This window comes from Aeromonas sp. 96A (assembly GCF_051919165.1).
In the GTDB taxonomy this organism is placed as follows: Bacteria; Pseudomonadota; Gammaproteobacteria; order Enterobacterales; family Aeromonadaceae; genus Aeromonas; species Aeromonas veronii.
The window spans coordinates 4,587,322-4,609,211 of record NZ_JBQBFE010000001.1 but is presented as its reverse complement, the minus strand read 5'-3'; the positions used below and the strand labels follow the sequence as shown (position 1 = coordinate 4,609,211).

13 protein-coding genes and 1 pseudogene are annotated in these 21,890 nt (G+C 57.1%); 4 read left to right on the top strand and 10 right to left on the bottom strand.

The window, feature by feature from the left end; genetic code table 11:
- Positions 1 to 140 precede the first annotated feature (140 nt).
- From ACTG2W_RS21375 to ACTG2W_RS21345, 7 genes and pseudogenes are all read right to left on the bottom strand, one after another.
- Positions 141 to 425, bottom strand: a complete 285-nt coding sequence (locus ACTG2W_RS21375; RefSeq protein WP_440016524.1) for a hypothetical protein — start codon at positions 423 to 425, stop codon at positions 141 to 143.
- A 263-nt stretch (positions 426 to 688) separates the two neighbouring features.
- On the bottom strand, positions 689 to 2,614 hold the full coding sequence (locus tag ACTG2W_RS21370) for an EAL domain-containing protein (RefSeq protein WP_206877790.1): 1,926 nt from the start codon (positions 2,612 to 2,614) through the stop codon (positions 689 to 691).
- 3 nt (positions 2,615 to 2,617) lie between these two features.
- Positions 2,618 to 3,369 (bottom strand): annotated as a pseudogene (locus ACTG2W_RS21365) (transglutaminase-like cysteine peptidase).
- 135 nt (positions 3,370 to 3,504) lie between these two features.
- Positions 3,505 to 4,821, bottom strand: coding sequence for a TolC family outer membrane protein (locus tag ACTG2W_RS21360; RefSeq protein WP_139442622.1), 1,317 nt, complete (start codon positions 4,819 to 4,821; stop codon positions 3,505 to 3,507).
- A 37-nt stretch (positions 4,822 to 4,858) separates the two neighbouring features.
- Entirely contained in the window at positions 4,859 to 6,292 is a 1,434-nt protein-coding gene (locus tag ACTG2W_RS21355) for an HlyD family type I secretion periplasmic adaptor subunit (RefSeq protein WP_005350982.1), read from the bottom strand.
- The gene (locus tag ACTG2W_RS21350) at positions 6,285 to 8,429 is read right to left on the bottom strand and encodes a type I secretion system permease/ATPase (RefSeq protein ID WP_106843946.1); all 2,145 of its coding nucleotides are present in this window, start codon (positions 8,427 to 8,429) and stop codon (positions 6,285 to 6,287) included. The genes ACTG2W_RS21355 and ACTG2W_RS21350 overlap by 8 nt, the downstream gene beginning before the upstream one ends.
- Positions 8,430 to 8,806: 377 nt before the next feature.
- On the bottom strand, positions 8,807 to 9,736 hold the full coding sequence (locus ACTG2W_RS21345; RefSeq protein ID WP_106843947.1) for a TIGR01212 family radical SAM protein: 930 nt from the start codon (positions 9,734 to 9,736) through the stop codon (positions 8,807 to 8,809).
- Positions 9,737 to 10,347: 611 nt separating this feature from the next.
- Between ACTG2W_RS21345 and gltB the strand changes: the two genes are divergently transcribed.
- Together gltB and ACTG2W_RS21335 are read left to right on the top strand one after the other, a co-directional pair.
- Positions 10,348 to 14,805 (top strand): glutamate synthase large subunit, encoded by a 4,458-nt coding sequence (gltB, locus tag ACTG2W_RS21340; RefSeq protein ID WP_106843949.1) that lies wholly within the window; start codon positions 10,348 to 10,350, stop codon positions 14,803 to 14,805.
- A gap of 12 nt (positions 14,806 to 14,817) precedes the next feature.
- Positions 14,818 to 16,233: an FAD-dependent oxidoreductase gene (locus ACTG2W_RS21335; RefSeq protein WP_005346752.1), complete on the top strand. Its 1,416-nt coding sequence runs from the start codon at positions 14,818 to 14,820 to the stop codon at positions 16,231 to 16,233.
- A 75-nt stretch (positions 16,234 to 16,308) separates the two neighbouring features.
- On the opposite strand, the gene ACTG2W_RS21330 is transcribed toward ACTG2W_RS21335, so the two are convergent.
- Positions 16,309 to 16,887, bottom strand: coding sequence for an O-methyltransferase (locus ACTG2W_RS21330; RefSeq protein ID WP_159163820.1), 579 nt, complete (start codon positions 16,885 to 16,887; stop codon positions 16,309 to 16,311).
- Between the two features lie 286 nt (positions 16,888 to 17,173).
- Between ACTG2W_RS21330 and ACTG2W_RS21325 the strand changes: the two genes are divergently transcribed.
- Positions 17,174 to 18,469: a DEAD/DEAH box helicase gene (locus tag ACTG2W_RS21325; protein WP_440016523.1), complete on the top strand. Its 1,296-nt coding sequence runs from the start codon at positions 17,174 to 17,176 to the stop codon at positions 18,467 to 18,469.
- Positions 18,470 to 18,566: 97 nt separating this feature from the next.
- On the top strand, positions 18,567 to 19,217 hold the full coding sequence (locus ACTG2W_RS21320) for a DUF2913 family protein (protein ID WP_159163821.1): 651 nt from the start codon (positions 18,567 to 18,569) through the stop codon (positions 19,215 to 19,217).
- Positions 19,218 to 19,311: 94 nt separating this feature from the next.
- Here ACTG2W_RS21320 and ACTG2W_RS21315 read toward each other — a convergent pair whose 3' ends face one another.
- Positions 19,312 to 19,551: a FeoC-like transcriptional regulator gene (locus ACTG2W_RS21315; RefSeq protein WP_005346763.1), complete on the bottom strand. Its 240-nt coding sequence runs from the start codon at positions 19,549 to 19,551 to the stop codon at positions 19,312 to 19,314.
- Complete coding sequence (feoB, locus tag ACTG2W_RS21310) at positions 19,548 to 21,818, bottom strand: Fe(2+) transporter permease subunit FeoB (RefSeq protein ID WP_440016522.1); 2,271 nt, start codon at positions 21,816 to 21,818, stop codon at positions 19,548 to 19,550. The genes ACTG2W_RS21315 and feoB overlap by 4 nt, the downstream gene beginning before the upstream one ends.
- Positions 21,819 to 21,890 lie beyond the last annotated feature (72 nt).

Genomic DNA, 21,890 nt, shown 5'->3' with positions numbered 1-21,890 from the left:
CCTGTTCGATCAATTGTTACGAAACCACCATTACCACTGGCCCCCGCAACCCCACCAATACCGCCACCACCACCGGCCGCTGGTGCCCCACCAGCAGCAGAAGCCTCAAAGTTTTGAGTCGGGTCAACACCCTGCAGAATCTATTCTTGCAATGCGGCAATATCTGAAGGTGCGCCTTCCTGGCTGGCCGCCACTTGCGGTTGAGCAGGTTCAGCGGACTCGGAACCTGCCGGTACATCCGATGCAGGAGTATCGTCATAAGGGGAAAGAGCCAGCTTGGCGTCATCAGCTATGGCCAATTTTGCTCCGGGTTGGAGAATTTCCCCTTTTTGCAGAGGGCGGCTGCTTCCATCAGCCAGCACAATCTCCACATTGCCTTCTATAGCTGAGACAACCACGGACTTGTCGATGATTTGGGTACGCATATCCATTGCTCCAAGGTGACAGATCTTGATGTCTACACCGTAGAAGGAGATAGCGCGCTGTTCCGTTGCAAAAAAGCGTACGTTCGAGAGGAATTCAACAAATGGACGGAAAAAAATCGAAGAGTTGGAATTTCTTAATACAAATCAGAACCCTAGACACAGCTCCATTCAAGGCCGACCTTGAGTTGGTTATAGAAAAATGGCGAAAAGAGAAGTGACTGGTATAAAAAAGGCCCCTATCGGGGCCATTTCCAGCATTTAGTTCAAGACAATGGGAAGGCAGGATGAACAAATCCCTGGTAACCATCGATATGCAACTTGGAAAGCAGTTCCACTTGATGTTGATCCTCGACACGGGTCGCAATGGTGGTCACACCGGCATTGTGTGCGGCGCGACACACTGCAGCCAGGAATGAGGTGTCAGCCCCCGGCTCCATGACCTGACTGGTATAACCGTGATCAACCTTGACATAAGCCGGCGACAACTCCTCCAGATAGCCCAGAGACTGGAAGTGACGACCATAGTGGTCAACCCCCCACTGGAAGCCATGAGCTTGCAAGGTGCCCACCAACGCAGCCACGTTGTCTTTATGTTTCATGATGGCAGCTTCAGGTATTTCAAATAACAACCGCTCTTTCAACTCAACATGCTCGATCAGATAGCGCGTCAACCAGGTTAAAAACTCATCCGAGCAGAGCGAGCCAGCAGTGATGTTGATCGCCAGAACCAGATCAGACTGTTTTTGCAGTAATGGAACGCAAGCATCAAGCACCGCCTGGTCAAACTCGCCACCCAATTTGAACTGTTCAATCGCGGGCAAGAACTGACCGGCAAAATAATCAGTGCCATCCCGAGAGATAGAAGCAAACAGCTCGGCATGCAACCTTGCTCCATTATCAAACCGGCAAGCTGGTTGTGCTTTGAAGCGCCAAAGTTGTCGTGAAATTGCATCTTGTACCAGATCTCGCCAGGCCAAACGCCCCATCAAACCTTGCTCGGTACCCCCTTCCATCACCACAGCACCACGGCGTTCATTGCGCGCCTTGCCAAGCGCATTATCGGCTTTGGTCAACAAGGCAGAGAGATCATCATTGCCATCACGACCGGCAATACCGATGACGGAGAGCGCATCCCCTTCGCCCATTGGATTCACCACCAGATCGGCAATGCGGCTATTAATCACTTCAGCCAGCTCTTTTAGCTGAGTCAGATCGTCAGTTGGACAGAGCAGCGCATATTCCGTCGCGGAGATCCGTGCCAAGGCTGCGCCATCCCACCCTTTTAATTGCTCTTTCAAAGCCTGAGCTATCGATTTGACCATGTTGTCACGGGCAGCAAAGCCTTCATCGCGATAGATATCATCCAGCATGTCGACCGCAACCAACATGACGCCACCTTGGCCAGCCTCCGCTATCCATGCGTTTACCTGACCCACAAAATAGGCTCGGTTGCCAAGCCCTGACACGGCATCGACATAAACCCGCTCACGCAATTTCTCGGCCTCATCGGCTTGCTCTTTGAACTGCAACGCCAACTTGCTTGAGAGGGTGTTGATCGCCTGAACGACCTGCTTCAATTCATGGGTTTTAGGCTCCGGGATCGTATGACCGAAATGGTGCAGCTCAATCTCGACGGCTTGATCACAGATCTGTTTGAGTGGCTTGAGCAAGTAGTTGAGTGCTCTCATCAACAAAATTGTGGTGATCAAAAAGCCGACCAGAAACCAGCTCGCCAGCTCGCTCATCCCCCGCCACAGCTCGTAATAAGCCTGGCCGGGGTGACCCACTACTTTTAATTTTCCAAGCTGCAACCAGCCAGACGTCAGAATTGACTCGTTGGATACCTCAGGAAACAGTCCCAAATTTACAAACCACCGCGGTACCCCCTGAATATTGTTGGTATTTTCCTGCTCGATGACATCCTTTGATGCCAGCAGATCAAGGCGAACCAGTCGATAATAGCCACCATCAAAAATGGCCTGGATCACCGACTCGGCACCGACCTTGTCACCGTTTTCCAGATAGGGGGTGAGCGCAAGCCCCAGCGAGGTTGCCGTATTGATGACCGTTGTTTCCTGTTGCTGCGCCAGATAAGTGCGGGTTGAATTGAATTGCACCCAGTATGTGGCCGCAAATAACAATCCAAACAGCAGCAGCATGGTGGCTAATAACTGTCGATAGAGCGTCATAGGTTAATCATCCAAATTCACCACTGGCCGAGCCAATCGCCCCGAGGTCATGCGATTGCGTAAATCATTCCATAATCCCAGCGGGATGATTGACCAGCCAGTTCCCCTTGGCCTCGTGCCTTCATCAACCACAAGTGACTACCGTTAAAACTGTAAATAGGCACCAGATCACGCCGCTGTGTGGCTGGGCGAATCGAGCCTATCAAATTATCCAAAATAACCGGAACGGAAGAGGGTGTCTCATAATATGCCACCACCATGTGAAACTGGTTGTAATCAAGAGCCTTGACGTACACCATCCGCATTTTATCATCCGGGATCCCAAGCTCGAGCAGCGTAGAGTATTTGGCGATACTGAAATCTTCACAGTCTCCCCCAGCGGCTCCCAAAAATTCTAGCGGGGTTGCCCAATAATCCTTTTTGCGCCACAACTTGATATCGTCAATAAAACGCATCCGATTGAAAAAATTATTTACCCGCTCAAGCTTTTTTTCTTCGCTCAGGGCCCTGCCCTTCGTCTCCATGACCAGCATACGCCAACTGGTTACACGCTTGCCGGCTCTGGCGCCATAGGTCTGCTCCGCCCGTTTGATCAAGTTGAGATCTTCCTGTGGCAGAGGCTGACTGGCACAGAGCAGAAGTGAGAAGGGTAACAGCAGGATCCATAAGGAGTGGCGCAGAGCGCGTAAGGATCGGTATCTCCATTCATTAAGAAGATAACCCCATCTGCCGCCGGTTCCGCGCTGGAGTGTCACGTCATATTCCTGCTGCATTATTGCTGCTGCACTCCTCAAAGCCCGTGCAACCATCTGCTTTAGCCAAACATGGTGACTGCCAGCAGCAGTCACCATGTTGGCGTTCATGATCCCAGCGGGCTCATGGGCAAACGGTTATTGCCTGGCCTGCCATTCAGCGGGTTGTTTGACGCTAAATGCATTGAGCAGGCTACCTGTCGCGTTGAGAATGCGATAGTCCGCCAGCAGTGCATCATACTCGGCAGTGATATAGCTGCGACGCGCCTCGAACAGTTCGTTCTCGGTGTTCAATACGTCCAGCAATGTCCGTTGACCCAACCCAAACTGCTTCTTGTACGCCTGTACGGTGTCATAGCTGGCGTCAACATGCTCTTTCAGGAAGGTCTTTTGCTTGGCCAGCGACTCTTTCGCGTTCCAGGCCAGACGAGTGCCTTCCTCCACTTGGCGGAACGCATTCAAATGAATGTCTTTCGCCTGAGAGTAGAGCGCCGATGTTGCATTGCTCTCTGCCACATCAGAACCGCCACGGAACAGGTTGTAACGCATCCGCACCATGGCGGTCAGGTCATCATTACGGCCAGGAACAGCATCGATATCCTCATTCCAGTTCTGATCGACCTCGAATGTCACATTGGGATAGAAACCGGATTTGGCACCTTCATGCTGATACTTGGCCGCTTCGATATCCTGCAAGGAAGAGAGCAGGGTGGGGTGGACTTCGGTCGCCGTTTTCAGCGCACTATCGAGGCTGGTCGGGATAAGCTCGGTATTGGGAACCGGCTGCACCAGATCTTTGGGTACCTCGTTCACGACACGAATAAATTCACTCTCTGCATCGCGATAGTTGTTTTCAGCAGCAGCCTGATTTGAATAGGCTCGGGCAACACGACCTTCAATCTGGGTCTGATCCGCAGTAGAACCAAGCCCTGAATCAGTCCGCTTGCTGATGTCGCTGCGGATCTGTTCGTGGGTTTCCAGGTTTTGTTTGGAGAGTTCCAAAATCTCCTGCTGACGCAGCATATTGAGGTAGACCTCAGCCACCCGCAGCGCGGTGTTTTCTGCTTCGGAGATCATCGCCAGACGCTGGGCATTGGCTTCAGCTTCGGTTCTGGAGACATTGTTGCTGACATCAAAGCCATCAAACAACATTTGCCGCAGACTGAGTCCAGCCTCTTTACGAGTCAACGAATCATCACTAGTTGGATCACGACGCGTTGAAGGGCTGTCAGTTTTTTCATAACCTACGCCGCCACGCAGATCGATCGTAGGATAATAGCCACCCTTGGCTCCATCATGCTGATAGAGTCGTGCCTGATACAGATCAAACGCTTCCTTTATCTTGGGATGCGTAGCAAGTGTCTGTGCCACCGACTCTTCCAGAGTCTGGGCCTGACCCAAACTCGGGATCAGGATGCAGCCACTGACCAGCATGGCAACAATCGTTTTTTTCATGTTATCTCCAGTCATGTTTTGTTTTTAGATTGTTGGCTTATCGTTCTCTCAGTGCCGACTGCTTTGCCCGTAAAATCGGCTTAAGCAAATAGTCTAGGACACTTTTTTTACCAGTAATGATATCAGCACTGGCTAACATACCGGGGATGATGGGAAGTGCGTTAAGCTCATCGCCCAAGTAACTCTTCTCTGTTCGAACCCGAACCAGATAAAAGGAGTTCCCCTCCTCATCCTGGATCGAATCCGCACTTATCTGTTCAACCTTGCCATGCAATCCTCCATAGATTGTAAAGTCGTAGGCAGTAATTTTGACGATGGCGTCCAGCCCCGGTCGCAGGAAGGCGATATCTTTCGGTGACACCTTGGCTTCTACCAGCAAGGTATCCTCCAACGGCACAATCTCCATCAAATCCATGCCGGGCTGAACCACGCCGCCCAGGGTGTTGATCTTGAGTTTCTTGATGGTGCCCTTGAGCGGAGCAATCACGCTGGTCCGGTCGACCCTGTCTCGCAAGCCAACCTGCCCTTCTGATAACTGGCCAAGCCGCCCCTGTTTCTCATTCAGTTCAGTCTGGGAGTCTGCTCTGAATTTTAGCGCAATATCATTACGCTTGGAGATGGTCTCACGCAGTACCGAATTGAGTTTTGGGATCAGCAGACGGTTGCTCTCCAGCTCCCCCTGCATCTCGTTGACCTGCCGCTCAAGCTTGATTAGCTCCACTTGAGGCACTATACCCTCTTTCGCCAGCGGACGGCTAATATTCAGTTCCTGTCTGGCCAGATCCACACTGCGATTCACGGTGCGAATTTTGGCATTAAGTTCAATCAGCTCCTGCTCTTTCTGTTCGATTTGCTGACCAAGAATATAGAGCTGGTTCTTCAGGTTATTGAGGCGATCCCGCTGTACAGAGCGCTCACGGTGCGCATATTCGGCAAAGACGGTTTCATAACCATCGGGGAACTGGATTGGCGCTTCGCCTACCACTACCTGCTCACGCCACCCCAGTGCCGGGTCGTTTTTCACCTCGACGCTGGCCATCTCGGCGCGCAGACGGGCCACATCCCCCTTCAGGGTGACGACCTCTTGCTCCCGTTCTCTAAAGTCGGAGCGGAAACGGGTGTCATCAATACGCAGCAGCGGCTGCCCCTTTTCGACGATGTCCCCCTCTTTGACGAAGATCTCTTTGACGATCCCCCCTTCCAGGTTCTGGATCACCTGCAGCTGACGGGACGGAATAACTTTGCCCTGACCCACGGTGACTTCATCCAGTTCGGCCCAGGCCGCCCAGACGATGGCACTCATGAAAAAGAGGAAACAGCACCATAGCAGGATGCGAGCTCCGGTCGGCGTGGTCAGCAGTACAGCTGCCGCGCCGTCATCGACAAACTCCAGATGCTCGGGTGCTGGCAATACCTCGCCTGAAGGCGTCTTTTTGCTGCGCTTGAACCAGTCCATGAGCCCCTTAACCATGGGACACCTCCTGCACGCGCACCTTGCCTTCCTTCAACTGCTGTAACACCACCTCTTTGGGACCATCAGCAACGATCTGCCCCTGCTCGATGACGATAACTCGCGATGCCACATCCAGCATCGAGGTTTTGTGAGTGATGAGGATCAATGTGGTTTCCGGGCCCAGTCTGGCGAGCTCCTGTTTGACCTGCATCTCGGACTGATTGTCCATGTTGGAGGTCGGCTCATCCATCACCAGAATGGGGGGATCATTGAGCAGGGCGCGTGCCAGCAGGATCGACTGACGCTGACCACCGGAGAGCTGACGGCCACCCTCACCTATCTGCCGATCCAGCCCGTTGGGATCCCGGTTGGTAAAGTTGGTGACACCCGCCCGCTTGGCGGCGCGCAAGACTCTCACATCATCCACCAGCGGATTACCCAGCATGATGTTGTCCCGCACCGAGCCAAAGAAAAGAATGACATCTTGCGGGACACAACCAATATTGCGGCGGATTACCGCAGGTGGCAGTTGATCGAGTTCAAAACCGTCGATACGTACCGAGCCATCGGTCGGTCGATACAACCCCATCAACAGCTTCTCGAGGGTCGTTTTACCCGCCCCAATCCGGCCGATAATCGCCACCTTTTCGCCCGGCTGAATGCGCAAATTGATATTGTGCAGAGTGCTGGTTTCCATTCCCGGATATTTGAAGGAGACATTTTCAAATTCAATTCGACCGGCAATCACCGGATGATGGATATATTGCTTGCCCTCCTCCTGCTCACCCGGGGTTTGCATGATTTTTTCCAGAATATCCAGTGCTGACTTGGCCTGGTTATAACGGGTCGACAATACGGAGAGTTGCACCATGGGCGCAATGGCGCGGCTGGAGAGCATCACGGCGGCAATCATGCCCCCCATGGTGACCAAACCTTCGGAGATCTGGTAAACACCGACAATAACCAGACCGACCGTCACCACCTGCTGGATATAACTGGCCAGTGAGGACATAGAGTTGGTAATGCGGCGGGTCTGTACGCCCCAGGTGGAAATATGGGAGACGGCCTGTTCCCAGCGATGCTGGAACATGCTCTCGGCGCCGAAAATCTTGACGGTTTCCAGCCCGGAAATACTTTCAATCAGGTTGGCGTTCTTCTGGGACGCAAGGCGTGAACCCTCTTCGATGGACTGCTTGAGGGGCTCTTGAATATAGAAGCTGTAGGCGATGAGGATCAGCATGGCGACGATGGGAACCACCACCATTACGCCTGCAAACATCCAGATAATAAAAAGGAAGAAGACGGCAAAAGGGAGATCGATAAGAGTAGAAACCGTTGCGGAGGTGAAAAACTCCCGCACCGATTCAAATTCCTGCAGATGTTTGGCGAACGCGCCAGTGGAAGCGGGACGAGATTCCATCCTCATGCCCATCACCTTGGCGAAAATCTTGGCGGACAGCAGCACATCAGACTTTTTGCCAGCGATATCGATAAAGTAACTGCGCAACTGCCGCATCACAAAATCGAAGGTAAAGACCACCATGGCCCCGACCGCCAGCACCCAGAGTGAATCAAACGCCAGATTGGGCACAATCTTGTCATAGACGTTCATGGTGAAAAGAGGGCTGGCAATGGCAAACAGGTTGATCAGAATGGAGGCGATCAGCACATCGCGATAGATACCGCGGGATTCGAACAAGGTGCTCCAGAACCAGTGTCCATCACGGGTTTCCAGTACCTTGGGCGAGCGCTCGTCAAACTTGAACTGCTTCTTCACATAGAAGAGGCGCCCCAGATACTCATCACCCAATTGGGCTGAGGTCAGCCATTGCGCTGCATCACCGGCCTGCGGGAAAATCACTTTCCCCTGGCTGCGATCTTCGTTCCACTCCAGCAAAATGCAGGCGCCACCACTGCGCATCTGCAATACACAAGGCAGCAGCAAGGGAGAAATATCGGCCAGTGGCTGTATCACTTCACGGGCGGATAACCCGCCCCGCTCGGCAGCACGGCAAAAGAGTGCGGTAGTCAGGCGTCCGGAGACCAGTGGCAACCCGGTCGTCAGGGCATCCTGGCTGTTGGGCACACCATAAAAACGGGTCAAGAAGACCAGACACTCCAATAACTCATCAATACGACTTGTTTCTGCTTGCATAGCATCCTGTCACTGCATAAATGAGGTAGATAGGAGCGTTCATCGCTCCTATTTCCCTGCTATAGCCACGCTAAAACCGAGTGGCCTTCCCGCTGATGAGACTGATCAGGGGATAAACCTGTCCAGATAGATCGCGACACTCATCCCCAATTTCCCGGCACAGCAGCAATGGCGGCATGATTCGTTATTGGTAAAAATAATTGGCTCATCAACACCATGCTAACACTGCAATCAGGGTGAATGTCGGAGTTAATTGATAATGACATTTATTATGGCGCACCACTATATCAACCGGCACGTACCAAAACTATAGTTTAGGGTATGAAGTTTTTTATATAACCCTATGTTTTACGTGAAAATAATAATCTGGCGCTCAATTATAGGTCAGGAAGTATGAAGGGTCTGCCCAACGCGTGACCTTGCGGGCCGTTCAATGAGAGTGCTTTGGCAATGTCCGCCATAGCCGTCCAGCGATTTTCACACCAGGCTGGCGCCAACAGAGTTGGACGGCGCGCGGATGCCGAAATCCGGTGATACACCACCTCGGGCGGCGTGTGCTGGATCATGGCAACGGCCGCTTCCACATACTGCTCCAGCGTCAATACCTCAAGCCGACCCGCCTGCCACGCTTTGCCAAGAGTACTACCCTCAACAACATGAAGCGGATGCAACTTGATCCCCTCAACACCGGTCTCAACGATACGATGCAGGGTATCGAGGCTGTCCATTGGCACCTCGCCCGGCAGGCCGACGATCAGATGAGCACATACCTTGATGCCGCGCTGATGGGCACGTCTTACCGCATCCTCATAGGCGGCATAACCGTGGCCGCGGTTGATCCGTTGCAGGGTCTTGTCATTGGCACTTTGCAGCCCGAGCTCCAGCCACACCTCGTAGCCCCGGGCCTGATAGCCCGCCAACAGATCCAGCACCGCATCCGGCACGCAATCGGGGCGAGTGCCCACACAGAGCCCCACCATATCGCTCACCGACAGCGCCTCTTCATACATCCGCTGCAGATATTCGACCTCGGCATAGGTGCTGGTATAGGCCTGAAAATAGGCAAGATAGCGTTTGGCACGAGTGACTTCGTCCCGGCGAGCCAGCAGTTGTTGCACCACGGAGAGTTGTTGGGCCGACTCGTCAACAAAAGAGGATACGTTGCAGAAGGTGCAGCCACCACGGCCCAGGGTGCCGTCACGGTTCGGGCAGGTGAAGGCCCCGTGGATGGAGAGTTTGTGGATCTTCTGACCATGACGCTGCTTGAGATCCTGACCGAATGTATTGACGAGTTCGTGTAACTGCATGACACCTCCGCTAAAGGAGCGCCATTGTACGAGCTTGCGCAAAACAGGGGCTGAGCTGGATCAAGCTAGCGGAGAGGGTAAAACATATAAATACCCGACCAATTTTGAATAAATATAGAGAAAAAGCGCAAAAAAAGGATTTTTACAGTTCTTTGACGATTCAAACAGTAAACATCCATATGAAAATGAGACCTGATAACCCACTGTTGAACAATGAAAAATTCAAAGAGACCCGACAGCACACAATTGCAAGCATGGGATATTGAAAATGTGATCCCTTCCGCTGTCGGCCACATCGGATTGGTAAAATTACTACATTCTCCCATCGTCGCCGAGCGCACCATTGAGACCGTCAATAGCGATATATTTAACCAACAAAATCAAACAAAACAGAACAAATACTTCATAACTGCGAGCGAATCCCCCTAACTCGACATTTTGTTATGCGAATGTAACCATGAAGACAAACCTGACCTGCGATTGACCTCGCCAGAAAATCCCATTAGTTTGGAGATTCGCCACGTCAGGCAGACGGAACCACAAGAGCCAATCGCAATTTATGCAGTCAGGTGATGACTGTGCGATACAAGGCCGAGCAAGGGAGAAATGCAATGTCACTATATGATCCAAAGCTGGAGAGGGATAACTGTGGCTTCGGCCTGTTGGCCCACATGGAAGGGGAAGCCAGCCACAAGCTTGTCCGTCTCGCGATGTCAGCATTGGCTCGCATGCAGCACCGCGGCGGGATCTCCGCCGATGGCAAGACCGGCGATGGTTGCGGTCTGCTGCTACAAAAACCGGACAGCTTCTTCAGAGCTGTCGCCGAGGAGAAGGGATGGCACCTTGGCCGCAACTATGCGGTCGGCATGCTGTTTCTCAACCCTGACCCCGTATTGGCCCAGCAGACCCGCGACATCATAGACGAAGAGCTGGAAAAAGAGACCCTGAGTCTGGTCGGCTGGCGCAAGGTGCCCGTCGATACCAACGTACTCGGTACCATCGCCAAAGCCTCCCTGCCCAGCATTGAACAGGTCTTTGTCAACGCCCCGCCCGGCTGGGTCGACAAGGATCTCGAGCGCCGTCTCTATATCGTGCGTCGCCGCATCGAAAAGCGCGTCAACGACGACTACTTCTATGTGGTCAGCCTCTCCAACCTGGTCACCGTCTATAAAGGGCTGTGCATGCCAGTGGACTTGCCGCGCTTCTATCTGGATCTCGCAGACATCCGTATGCAGGCGGCCATCTGCGTCTTCCACCAGCGTTTCTCCACCAACACCAGCCCGCGCTGGCCGCTGGCGCAGCCGTTTCGCTATCTGGCCCACAACGGCGAGATCAACACCATCGCCGGCAACCGCCAGTGGGCCAAGGCACGCAGCTACAAATTTGCGACGCCGCTGATCCCCGATTTGCAGGAAGCGGCCCCCTTCGTCAACACCACGGGGTCGGATTCCTCCAGTCTCGACAACATGCTGGATCTCTTCCTCGCCGGTGGCATGGACCTGTTCCGCGCCATGCGCCTGTTGATCCCGCCTGCATGGCAAAAACATCCGAACATGGATGACGACCTGCGCGCCTTCTACGACTTCAACTCCATGCACATGGAGCCGTGGGACGGCCCGGCCGGTATCGTCATGACCGACGGTCGCTACGCCACCTGCGCACTTGATCGCAACGGCCTGCGTCCGGCCCGCTACGTCATCACCAAGGACAAGTTCATCACCCTCGCCTCCGAGGTCGGCACCTGGGACTACACCCCGGACGAAGTGCTGGAGAAGGGCCGGGTCGGCCCGGGCGAGCTGTTCGTGGTGGATACCAGCAACGGCAAGGTGTGGACCAGCTTCGAGATCGATGACGATCTCAAAAACCGCCACACCTACAAGCAATGGATGGATAAACATTGCCGCCGACTGGTCCCCTTCGAGCAGATGGACGACAGCCAGACCGGTAGCCGCGAGTTCTCCGACCACCAGCTGAAAACCTATCAGAAGCTGTTTGGCTACTCCTTCGAGGAGCTGGATCAGATCATCCGGGTATTGGGTGAAAATGGTCAGGAGGCGGTGGGCTCCATGGGGGATGATACCCCGATGGCGGTGCTCTCCTCCGGCCCGCGTACCCTCTATGACTACTTCCGCCAGATGTTTGCCCAGGTGACCAACCCGCCCATCGATCCGCTGCGGGAAAACCACGTCATGTCGCTAGCCACCTGTATCGGTCGCGAGCAGAACGTCTTCAACGAGACCTTCGGCCACGCCCACCGGGTGCTGTTCCAGTCGCCGATCCTGCTCTACTCCGACTTCCACCAGTTGCTGGCACTGGAAGGGGAGTACTACCGTCATCAGGTGATCAGCCTCAACTTCAAGCCCGAAGAGGGGCTGGAAGCGGCCATCCTGCGCATCTGTGAAGAGGCAAAAACAGCCGCCCAAGGCGGTACAGTGCTGCTGGTGCTGTCGGATCGCGATATCAGCGCCGATACCCTGCCGATCCCGGCCGCCATGGCGGTAGGCGCGGTACAGCGCACCCTGGTGGACAACAACCTGCGCTGCGACGCCAACATTCTGGTAGAGACCGCAAGCTGCCGCGACCCCCATCACTTCGCCGTGCTGCTCGGCTTTGGCGCGACCGCCATCTACCCCTATCTCGCCTACGAAACCCTGGCCAAACAGGTTGAAGAGGGGGTCTTGGTCATGTCTCTGCGTCAGGCCATGATCAACTACCGCAACGGCATCAACAAGGGGCTCTACAAGGTGATGTCCAAGATGGGCATCAGCACGGTCGCCAGCTATCGCGGCTCCCAGCTGTTCGAAGCGGTGGGTCTGGCCAAATCGGTGGTAGATACCTGCTTCCGCGGCGTATCTAGCCGTATTCAGGGTGCCGATTTTGCCGACATCCAGCAGGATCATCACAATCTGGCCCGTCAGGCCTGGCTGGTGCGCAAGCCCCTCCCCCACGGTGGCCTGCTCAAGTTCGTGCACGGCGGCGAGTACCACACCTACAACCCGGATGTGGTGCAGACCCTGCAAGCGGCGGTGCGCTCCGGCAACTATGCCGATTACAAGGAGTACGCCCGTCTGGTGAACGAGCGCCCGGTTGCCACCTTGCGCGATCTGCTGGCCCTGAAGAAGGTCGACAATCCGGTCGCGCTGGATCAGGTTGAGCCGGCCGACAAGCTGTTCCCCCGCTTCGACTCCGCCGCCATGTCCATCGGCGCCCTCGGTCCTGAGGCCCACGAGGCACTGGCTGTCGCCATGAACCGCCTCGGCGGTCAGAGCAACTCCGGTGAAGGGGGCGAGGATCCCAAGCGCTTCGGTACCGAGAAAAACTCCCGCATCAAGCAGGTGGCTTCCGGCCGCTTTGGCGTCACCCCCCACTACCTGATGAACGCCGATGTGGTGCAAATCAAGGTGGCTCAGGGTGCCAAGCCCGGCGAAGGTGGCCAGCTGCCCGGTGACAAGGTGACTGCCCAGATCGCCCAGCTGCGTTATTCCGTGCCCGGCGTGACCCTGATCTCACCGCCGCCGCACCACGACATCTACTCCATCGAGGATCTGGCCCAGCTCATCTTCGACATCAAGCAGATCAACCCGAGCTGTCTGGTGTCGGTGAAACTGGTCTCCGAGCCTGGCGTTGGCACCATCGCCTGCGGCGTGGCCAAGGCCTATGCCGACTTCATCACCATCTCCGGTTATGACGGCGGCACTGGCGCGAGCCCCCTCACCTCGGTCAAATATGCCGGCTCCCCGTGGGAGTTGGGTCTGGCCGAGACCCAACAGGCGCTGGTCGCCAACGGTCTACGCCACAAGGTGCGGCTGCAGGTGGATGGCGGTCTCAAGACCGGCCTCGACATCATCAAGGCGGCCATCCTCGGTGCCGAGAGCTTCGGCTTTGGCACCGGCCCCATGGTGGCGCTCGGTTGCAAATACCTGCGTATTTGCCACCTGAACAACTGCGCCACCGGCGTTGCCACTCAGGATGAGAAGCTGCGTCGCGAGCACTTTACCGGCCTGCCGGAGATGGTGATGAACTACTTCAAGTTCATCGCCGAAGAGACCCGCGAGCTGATGGCCCAGCTCGGCGTCACCCAGCTGACCGACCTGATTGGCCGCACCGATCTGCTGGAAGCCCTGCCCGGCCTCACCGCCCGTCAGGCCAAGCTGGATCTCTCCGGTATTCTGGCCCGTCCGGTAGCACCGGCAGGCTCCAGCCTGTTCAGCCAGCAGCACAACCCCACCTTCGACAAGGGGCCGCTCAACCTCAAGATGGTGGAAGATCTGCTGGAGGCGGTGGAAACCTCAAGCGGCGGCGAGTTCCGCTACGACATTCGCAACACCGACCGCTCGGTGGGTGCGCGCCTCTCGGGCGAGATCGTCAAACGTCACGGCAATCAGGGGATGGCGGCCGATCCGGTCAAGGTGCACTTCAACGGCACCGCAGGCCAGAGCTTCGGCGTCTGGAACGCAGGTGGCCTCGAGATGATCCTCACCGGTGACGCCAACGACTATGTGGGCAAGGGGATGACCGGCGGCAAGCTGGTGATCAAGCCCCATGTCGGCGTGGCGTTCAAGTCCCATGAAGCGGCCATCATCGGCAACACCTGCCTCTACGGCGCCACCGGCGGCAAACTCTACGCCGCAGGCACTGCCGGCGAGCGTTTCGCGGTGCGCAACTCCGGCGCCCTGGCGGTGGTCGAGGGAATTGGCGACAACGGTTGTGAATATATGACAGGTGGTATCGTCACCGTACTCGGTCAGACCGGCGTCAACTTTGCGGCGGGCATGACCGGCGGCTTTGCCTACGTGCTCGACGAGTGCGGCAACTTCGCCAAGCGCACTAACCCCGAGCTGGTGGAACTGCTGGACGTGGCGGATCTCGCCATCCATCAGGAGCACCTGCGCGGCATCATCACGGCGCACCTCAATGAGACCGGCAGCTCGCGCGCCGAGGAGATCCTGGCCAACTTCGACTCCTATGTGCCCAAGTTCAGGCTGATCAAACCCAAGTCCAGCGACGTGAAATCGCTGCTGGGTCACACCAGCCGTTCCAGTGCAGAACTCAGAATCCAGGCGCAATAAGGAGGGAACCCTATGAGCCAGAACGTATTTCAGTTTATCGATGTCCAACGGGTCGACCCGCCCAAGAAGCCGCTCAAGATCCGCAAAATCCAGTTTGTGGAGATCTACGAGTCCTTCAATCAGCCGCAGGTACAGATGCAGGCGGATCGCTGCCTCGAGTGCGGCAACCCCTATTGCGAGTGGAAGTGTCCGGTCCACAACTACATCCCCAACTGGCTGAAACTGGCCAAAGAGGGGCGCATTCTGGAGGCGGTGGAGCTCTCCCACCAGACCAACAGCCTGCCGGAAGTGTGTGGCCGGGTCTGCCCGCAGGATCGCCTCTGTGAGGGCTCCTGCACCCTCAACGATCGCTTCGGCGCGGTGACCATAGGCAACATCGAAAAGTACATCACCGACAAGGCGTTCGAGATGGGCTGGAAGCCCGATCTCTCGAACGTGGTCAAGACCGGCAAGCGGGTCGCCGTCATCGGCGCCGGCCCTGCGGGCCTCGCCTGTGCCGACGTGCTGGCACGCAATGGCGTCACCCCGGTGGTGTTTGACAAATATCCGGAGATCGGCGGCCTGCTCACCTTCGGCATCCCCTCCTTCAAGCTGGAAAAAGAGGTGATGCAGCGTCGCCGCGAGATCTTCCAGGGGATGGGCGTGGAGTTTCGTCTCGAGACCGAAGTGGGCAAGGACATCACCTTCGCCGACCTGCTCGGCGAGTTCGATGCGGTCTTCCTCGGGGTCGGCACCTACAAGTACATGAAGGGCGGCTTTGCCAACGAAGAGGCGCCGGGAGTCTATGACGCCCTGCCCTACCTCATCGCCAACGCCAACCGCTTGCTGGGGTTCGAGAAGGCGCAAGCCGACTACATCGACTTCGCCGGCAAGCAGGTGGTGGTGCTGGGCGGTGGCGATACCGCCATGGACTGCGTGCGTACCGCCATCCGTCAGGGAGCCGCCAAGGTGATCTGCGCCTATCGCCGCGACGAGGAGAACATGCCGGGCTCCAAGCGGGAGGTGAAAAACGCCCGCGAGGAGGGGGTTGAGTTCATGTTCAACCTGCAACCGGTAGCGGTCGAGCTGGATGCCAGCGGTCGCACCGTCGGCATCAAAGTAGTGAGCACCGAGCTGGGTGAACCCGATGCCAATGGCCGCCGCAATCCGGTGGTCATCGAGGGCTCCGAGCAGGTGCTGGCCGCCGATGCGGTGGTGATGGCGTTTGGCTTCCAACCCAACCCCCAACCCTGGATGGCGGAGTTCGGCATCGAGCTCGACAATCGGGATCGCATCAAGGCCCGCGAGCAGGCGGAGTATGCCTTCCAGACCAGCAATCCCAAGGTGTTTGCCGGTGGCGACGCGGTACGTGGCTCCGATCTGGTGGTAACCGCCATCTACGAAGGGCGCAAAGCGGCCGAAGGGATCATGGACTATCTGGCTGTCTGATCCGACCGACCAAGACCCTGATGCGCTTTCACAATCAGCCTCGCCAATGCGAGGCTGATTTTTTGTAGCTACCCCCTACAAACGCACCACCAGCCACTCCCCCTTGCCGACCGGCACCAGCGAGGTGGCAAAGGCCGGATCCTGCCCGACCTCGTTCATCCACTCCACCATCTCGCTGCGATGGGAGATGGCGTTATCGACCACCAGCAGGCCACGGGGTGCCAGCAGGCGGCGGATCTGCGGCCACCATGCCCGGTAGTGCTGACGATCCGAATCGAGGAAGATGAGCTGATAGCCGGCTTGCGGCAAGGTCGGTAACAGCTCACTCGCATCCCCTGCCAGCAAGGTTACCCAGGGGGCCAGCCCTGCCCGCTGAAAGTTGTCATGGGCCTGTACGCGCTTATCCTCATCCAGCTCAATGGTGGTCACGTGCCCCTCCAGCCGACGCACAGCTTCTGCCAGCCAGAGTGTGGAGTAACCATTGGAGGTGCCGATCTCCAGCACCGCCTGCGCCCCACGGGTCTGCACCAGCACTGACAACAACTCCCCCGTGTCGCGGGTGATATTGAGCAGCTTGCGGTGGCGTGCCTGCTGCATGCTGTCATTGCGCTCGCCAAGCTGCTCCAGCTGGCGTTTTAACTGTTCCAGTTCCATCGATATCCCTTTCGTCCTTGCCCAAAACCGTTAGCCACGCATCTAAGCTTGGCATTTGGGAGTCAAATGATTGCTTTCAACCGCCATTCACACCACAAAGGATGAGAAAAGGACAACCATTTGAGGCAGAATTTGTGACGTCTATCTGTTACACTTCGCGCCCGCCATTTTCCGGCTCACTCTCTGACTTGATGTCAGGCGCAGCCGTCGGTGGTTACAACCTCCGTCTCGCTCATGCCGAGCTAACCAAGCCAAACACAGCCCAGCTGGAACACAGGAACCCATTATGAGATTTGAATCGTTCGATTTTGCCCCCGAGATTTTGCGTGCTGTCTCAGATTGCGGTTATCAGGAGATGACCCCTGTGCAGAAACAGGCGATCCCGGCCATTCGCCGTGGCCGCGATGTGCTGGCCAGCGCCCAGACCGGTACCGGCAAGACCGCCGCCTTCGCCCTGCCCATCTTGCAGCGTCTGGTAGACAATCCGGCTCCGGTCCAGCCTTCCAACGCCCGGGTGCTGATCCTGACCCCGACCCGCGAGCTGGCGGCTCAGGTGGCGAGCAACATCAATGACTTCGCCAAGTATCTCGATATCACCACCATCACCATCGTCGGCGGTGGCAAGCAGGACGTGCAGGCCAAGAAGCTCAAAGCGGGCGCTCACATCATTGTGGCCACCCCGGGCCGTCTGTTGGAGCACCTCACCGCCTGCAACCTCAGCCTCTCTGGCGTCGAGTGTCTGGTGATGGATGAAGCGGATCGCATCCTCGACATGGGCTTCAGTGCCGATGTGCAGAAGATCCTGCAAGCGGTCAACAAGACCCGTCAAAACCTGCTCTTCTCCGCCACCTTCTCCGACGCGGTGAAGAAGCTGGCCAACCTGATGCTGGACAGACCACAGATAGTCAGCGTCAACAAGCAGAACTCCACTGCCGACACCGTCAGCCACACCGTCTATCCGGTCGAGCAGAAGCGCAAGCGCGAGCTGCTCTCAGAGCTGATTGGCAAGCAGAACTGGCAGCAGGTGCTGGTGTTTGCCAGTACCCGCGAGAGCTGTGATGTGCTGGTCGAGGAGCTGAACCTTGACGGCATCAAGTCCGCCGTGGTCCATGGCGAGAAAGCCCAGGGCAACCGTCGCCGCGCCCTGCGCGAATTCATGGAAGGCAAGGTACGGGTACTGGTGGCCACCGAAGTGGCAGCCCGTGGTCTGGATATTCCGGATCTGGAGTACGTGGTCAACTATGATCTGCCGTTCCTGGCGGAAGATTATGTGCACCGCATCGGCCGTACCGGTCGTGCCGGCAAGCGCGGCATGGCCATCTCCTTCGTCAGCCGTGAAGAGGAGCGCACCCTGCTGGAGATCGAGGCCCTGATCGGCCAGAAGATCCGCCGCATCATGGTGCCGGGCTATGAGGTGAGCAGCCGTGACGAGCTGATCAAACAGCTGCAAGAGCGTCGCCGCTTTGGCAAGCGCCCGCAGCGTGAAGATAACGCCGTAGCCCAGGTGATGGCCGAAGCCAAGCTGCAGGGTCAGCGCCTCAAGCGTCTGGCCGCCGCCAAGAAGCCCCGCCAGCCGAAATAAGGCGAGCAGTTGCTCTATTAAACCGCAAAGGCGCCACTGGCGCCTTTGCCATCTCTGTCATCGGTGTTGGCCCCTGGTGGTCAACTCAAGGATTCTTATGACCTCTCCGACCTACAATCAGGCCATGTTCGAGATGACCACCCTGAGCCTGGCCGAACTGGCCCGCACCGCCGAACAAAAGGCGGGCAAGCGCACTCCGGCGCAAGAGAGCCACTTTCTCTGCACCTGGATGGCCGACTCCCTCAAGGAGAAGCGCTTCTCCCGTCTGGTGATGGAAGATTTGAAAGCTTGGGTGCAGCTTGGCCGCACGCTGGGCGCGGGCGCCGATCTCAAGGGATTGCTGGAGCGCATCGCCTTCCAATACCAGTGCGCCATGACCAACCCGCAGCAATTGGGAGCCAAGCTGGCTGCCCTGCTGGAGGAGCTCTCAGCGGCAGGCTGGCTGGTGCTGACCGAGAGCGAGGTGAACGCCAAGCTGCGCCTGCAATCGGGCGGTCAGGCGAGTCTGGTAGTAAGCCATAGCGAATATGAAGGCCATATCGAGGGTGGTGAGCTTGTCAAACCCCTCACCCTCTATGTGCGCGGTGACGAGAAGGTGCTGGCCGAGGCGGCCTTCAAGCACGGCCTGCTGCTGAGCCAGGGCAACAAGAAGACCACCCTGGTCAAACACCACAAGGCCTACCGGCTGATGCCGGACAACGCCCAACCGGCGCTGGCACTGCTGAGCGAGGCTCGCCAAGGCGCCTGATCCCGCCTGTCTTCAGCAATAAAAACGGCAGACCCTTGTGCAGGATCTGCCGTTTTTTATTGTTCGATGTTTGGTGATGAGGTTGAGTAGTCGTTTAGCGGATCTTGAATCCAATCTGGCCCGCGTCACACCACTCGAACATCACCTCCTCGCTCTTGCCGCAGCAACTGCCACCACAGACCCGACTCTCGCGCTTGATGACCCGCCCCTTGCGCATCCAGACGCCGAGCATGGCCTCCACCGCATCTTCCGAGGTGTGGAAGTGGCGAGCCAGATCACGCCGGCTCACCTTCTGCTGCGCGGCGAGGTAATCCCCCAGCTCGCGCAGGATCATAAGGTCACCACCTTGCGGGCAACGATATCACCGTGACGGCGACCGGCCCACCAGAGCAGTACCAGAGAGAGGCCGTAGCTGACGATCCAGAACAGGCTCTGCTCCGGATGAGCGGCGAAGGTCGCGACCTGATAGAAGAGGGTCGCGCACATAAAGGCCATATAGTTGCACCATACCGCCGTCATCAGCGCCCACTGACGACCGGTTTCCCGCACCAGCGCGCCCATGGCGGCGGCGCAGGGCATGTAGAGCAGCACGAACAAGAGGTAGGCAAAGGCACCGGCCGCCCCGTCGAAGTGGGTCTGCATGTTGCCGTAGGTGGAGACATCTACCTCCTGCGCCTCGGCGGCAGCTTTCTGGTCGTCAAGGTTGCCAACATCAAGCCCCATGGGGTCACTCGGGTTGATCTCCGCCAGATTAGCCGCCACGGCATCGATCGCCTCGTGGAAGCTGGCCACCAGCGAGAACTCGCTCTCCTCCTCTGCATCGCCACCACCGGCGTAGAGGCTGTTGAGGGTACCGACCACCGCCTCTTTGGCGAAGATACCGGTGACGATACCGACTGTGGCCTGCCAGTTGTCATCGCGTACACCGATGGGGTGCAGCACCGGGGTCACCGCCTGGCTGATTTTGCTCAGGACCGAGCTCTCCTGCTCCTGATGGCCAAAGCTGCCATCGGTACCCAGGGAATTGAGCACGCTCAGCACGGCAACCACCAGTACGATGGTTTTACCGGCGCCAAAGACGAAAGATTTAAGCTTCTGCCAGGTCTTGATGGCAACGTTGACCGGACGCGGCCACTCGTAATCCGGCATTTCCATCAGCATGGAGTCGCTCTTGCCCGGCAGCAGGGTGCTACGCAGCAACAGGCCGGTGAGCACCGCCACCAGAATGCCGATGAGGTAGAGACCGAACACCAGGTTCTGGCCAGACTCGGGGAAGAAGGCCACCGCAAACAGGGCGTAAACCGGCAGACGGGCACCGCACGACATGAAGGGGGCCATGGCGGAGGTCATCAGCCGTTCCCGCTCGGAGTTGAGGGTACGGGTCGCCATCACCGAGGGGACGGTACAGCCAAAGCCCATCAGCATCGGCACGAACGCCTTGCCCGGCAGGCCGAGGCGGCGCATCAGGGCATCCACCACGAAGGCGGCACGGGCCAGATAGCCGGAGCTCTCCAGCACCGCGAGGAACAGATAGAGGCAGCCAATCACCGGAATAAAGGTGGCGACGGTCTGCAAACCGACGCCAAAGCCATCAGCCAGAATGGCGCCCAGCCACTCGGGGGCATTGACCAGCCCCAGCAGGTGGTGCACCCCATCGACAAACAGGGCGCCGCCCATGATGTCGAAGAAGTCGATAAAGGCGCTGCCAACGTTGATGGCAAACAGGAACATCAGGTACATGACAAACAGAAAGAAGGGGATGCCAATCCAGCGATTGAGCAGCACCCGATCCAGCCACTCGCTCTGGGCCTCGGTGAGCTTGCCCTTCTGCTGACGAGCCTGTTGTACCCACTGGTGGATATGGCCGTAGCGAATATCCGCCAGTTGCAGGTCGATATCCTGTCCCTGATGGGCGCGAGCCACTACATTGGCTGCGGCCGCCTGCTGACCGGGCAGCAGGGTCTCCTGCATCACCGCATCCTCTTCCAGCAGGCGCAGGGCGCGACCACGGGTAGTGAGATGATGCGGGGCGAGCAGCGTCTCCAGCTCCGCCAGATCGGTTTCAAGCTCGTGGCCGTAATCGAGCAGCAAGGCGGCTTGCGGCTGACCGATAAACTGGCGGATCTGCTGTTTGAAGGCGGCAACCTGCTTGCTGTTGTGGGCAGAGAGGGCCACTACAGGGCAACCGAGGGATTTGCCGAGCTTGCTCTCGTCGATGACGATGCGGCGCTTTTGCAGGATATCCAGCTTGTTGAGCACCACCACCATGGGCAGGCCCAGTTCGCGCAGTTGCAGCGTGAGATAGAGGGAGCGCTCCAGATTGGCAGCGTCGATGACGTTGAGCAGCAGGTCGGGTTGTTGGCCCTGGGCAAAGCGGCTGGCGATCTGCTCGTCCAGACTGCCATCCTGACTGGCCAGGCTATAGATGCCGGGCAGATCCATCAGCTTGAAGTGATGCTCACCCGCGCTGAACTCACCCATCTTCTTGTCGACGGTGACACCACTCCAGTTGCCTACCTGCTGGCGGGCACCGGTCAGGGCGTTGAACAGGGAGGTTTTGCCGCTATTGGGGTTACCTACCGTTACCAGGGAATAATTCATACCAGCTCTACCTCTTTTTTCTTCTGAACCCACCGCGTGCGTGTGGCAAGCCGCTTTGCAGGTTCGACTTCT

Bases quoted from the DNA above. Each gene is read 5' to 3' on its own strand.
- ACTG2W_RS21360 (WP_139442622.1), bottom strand. From the start codon at position 4,821: ATGAAAAAAACGATTGTTGCCATGCTGGTCAGTGGCTGCATCCTGATC.
- ACTG2W_RS21320 (WP_159163821.1), top strand. From the start codon at position 18,567: ATGACCTCTCCGACCTACAATCAGGCCATGTTCGAGATGACCACCCTG.
- ACTG2W_RS21330 (WP_159163820.1), bottom strand. From the start codon at position 16,887: ATGGAACTGGAACAGTTAAAACGCCAGCTGGAGCAGCTTGGCGAGCGC.
- gltB (WP_106843949.1), top strand. From the start codon at position 10,348: ATGTCACTATATGATCCAAAGCTGGAGAGGGATAACTGTGGCTTCGGC.
- ACTG2W_RS21370 (WP_206877790.1), bottom strand. From the start codon at position 2,614: ATGACGCTCTATCGACAGTTATTAGCCACCATGCTGCTGCTGTTTGGA.
- feoB (WP_440016522.1), bottom strand. From the start codon at position 21,818: ATGAATTATTCCCTGGTAACGGTAGGTAACCCCAATAGCGGCAAAACC.
- ACTG2W_RS21350 (WP_106843946.1), bottom strand. From the start codon at position 8,429: ATGCAAGCAGAAACAAGTCGTATTGATGAGTTATTGGAGTGTCTGGTC.
- ACTG2W_RS21315 (WP_005346763.1), bottom strand. From the start codon at position 19,551: ATGATCCTGCGCGAGCTGGGGGATTACCTCGCCGCGCAGCAGAAGGTG.
- ACTG2W_RS21375 (WP_440016524.1), bottom strand. From the start codon at position 425: ATGCGTACCCAAATCATCGACAAGTCCGTGGTTGTCTCAGCTATAGAA.
- ACTG2W_RS21345 (WP_106843947.1), bottom strand. From the start codon at position 9,736: ATGCAGTTACACGAACTCGTCAATACATTCGGTCAGGATCTCAAGCAG.
- ACTG2W_RS21335 (WP_005346752.1), top strand. From the start codon at position 14,818: ATGAGCCAGAACGTATTTCAGTTTATCGATGTCCAACGGGTCGACCCG.
- ACTG2W_RS21325 (WP_440016523.1), top strand. From the start codon at position 17,174: ATGAGATTTGAATCGTTCGATTTTGCCCCCGAGATTTTGCGTGCTGTC.
- ACTG2W_RS21355 (WP_005350982.1), bottom strand. From the start codon at position 6,292: ATGGTTAAGGGGCTCATGGACTGGTTCAAGCGCAGCAAAAAGACGCCT.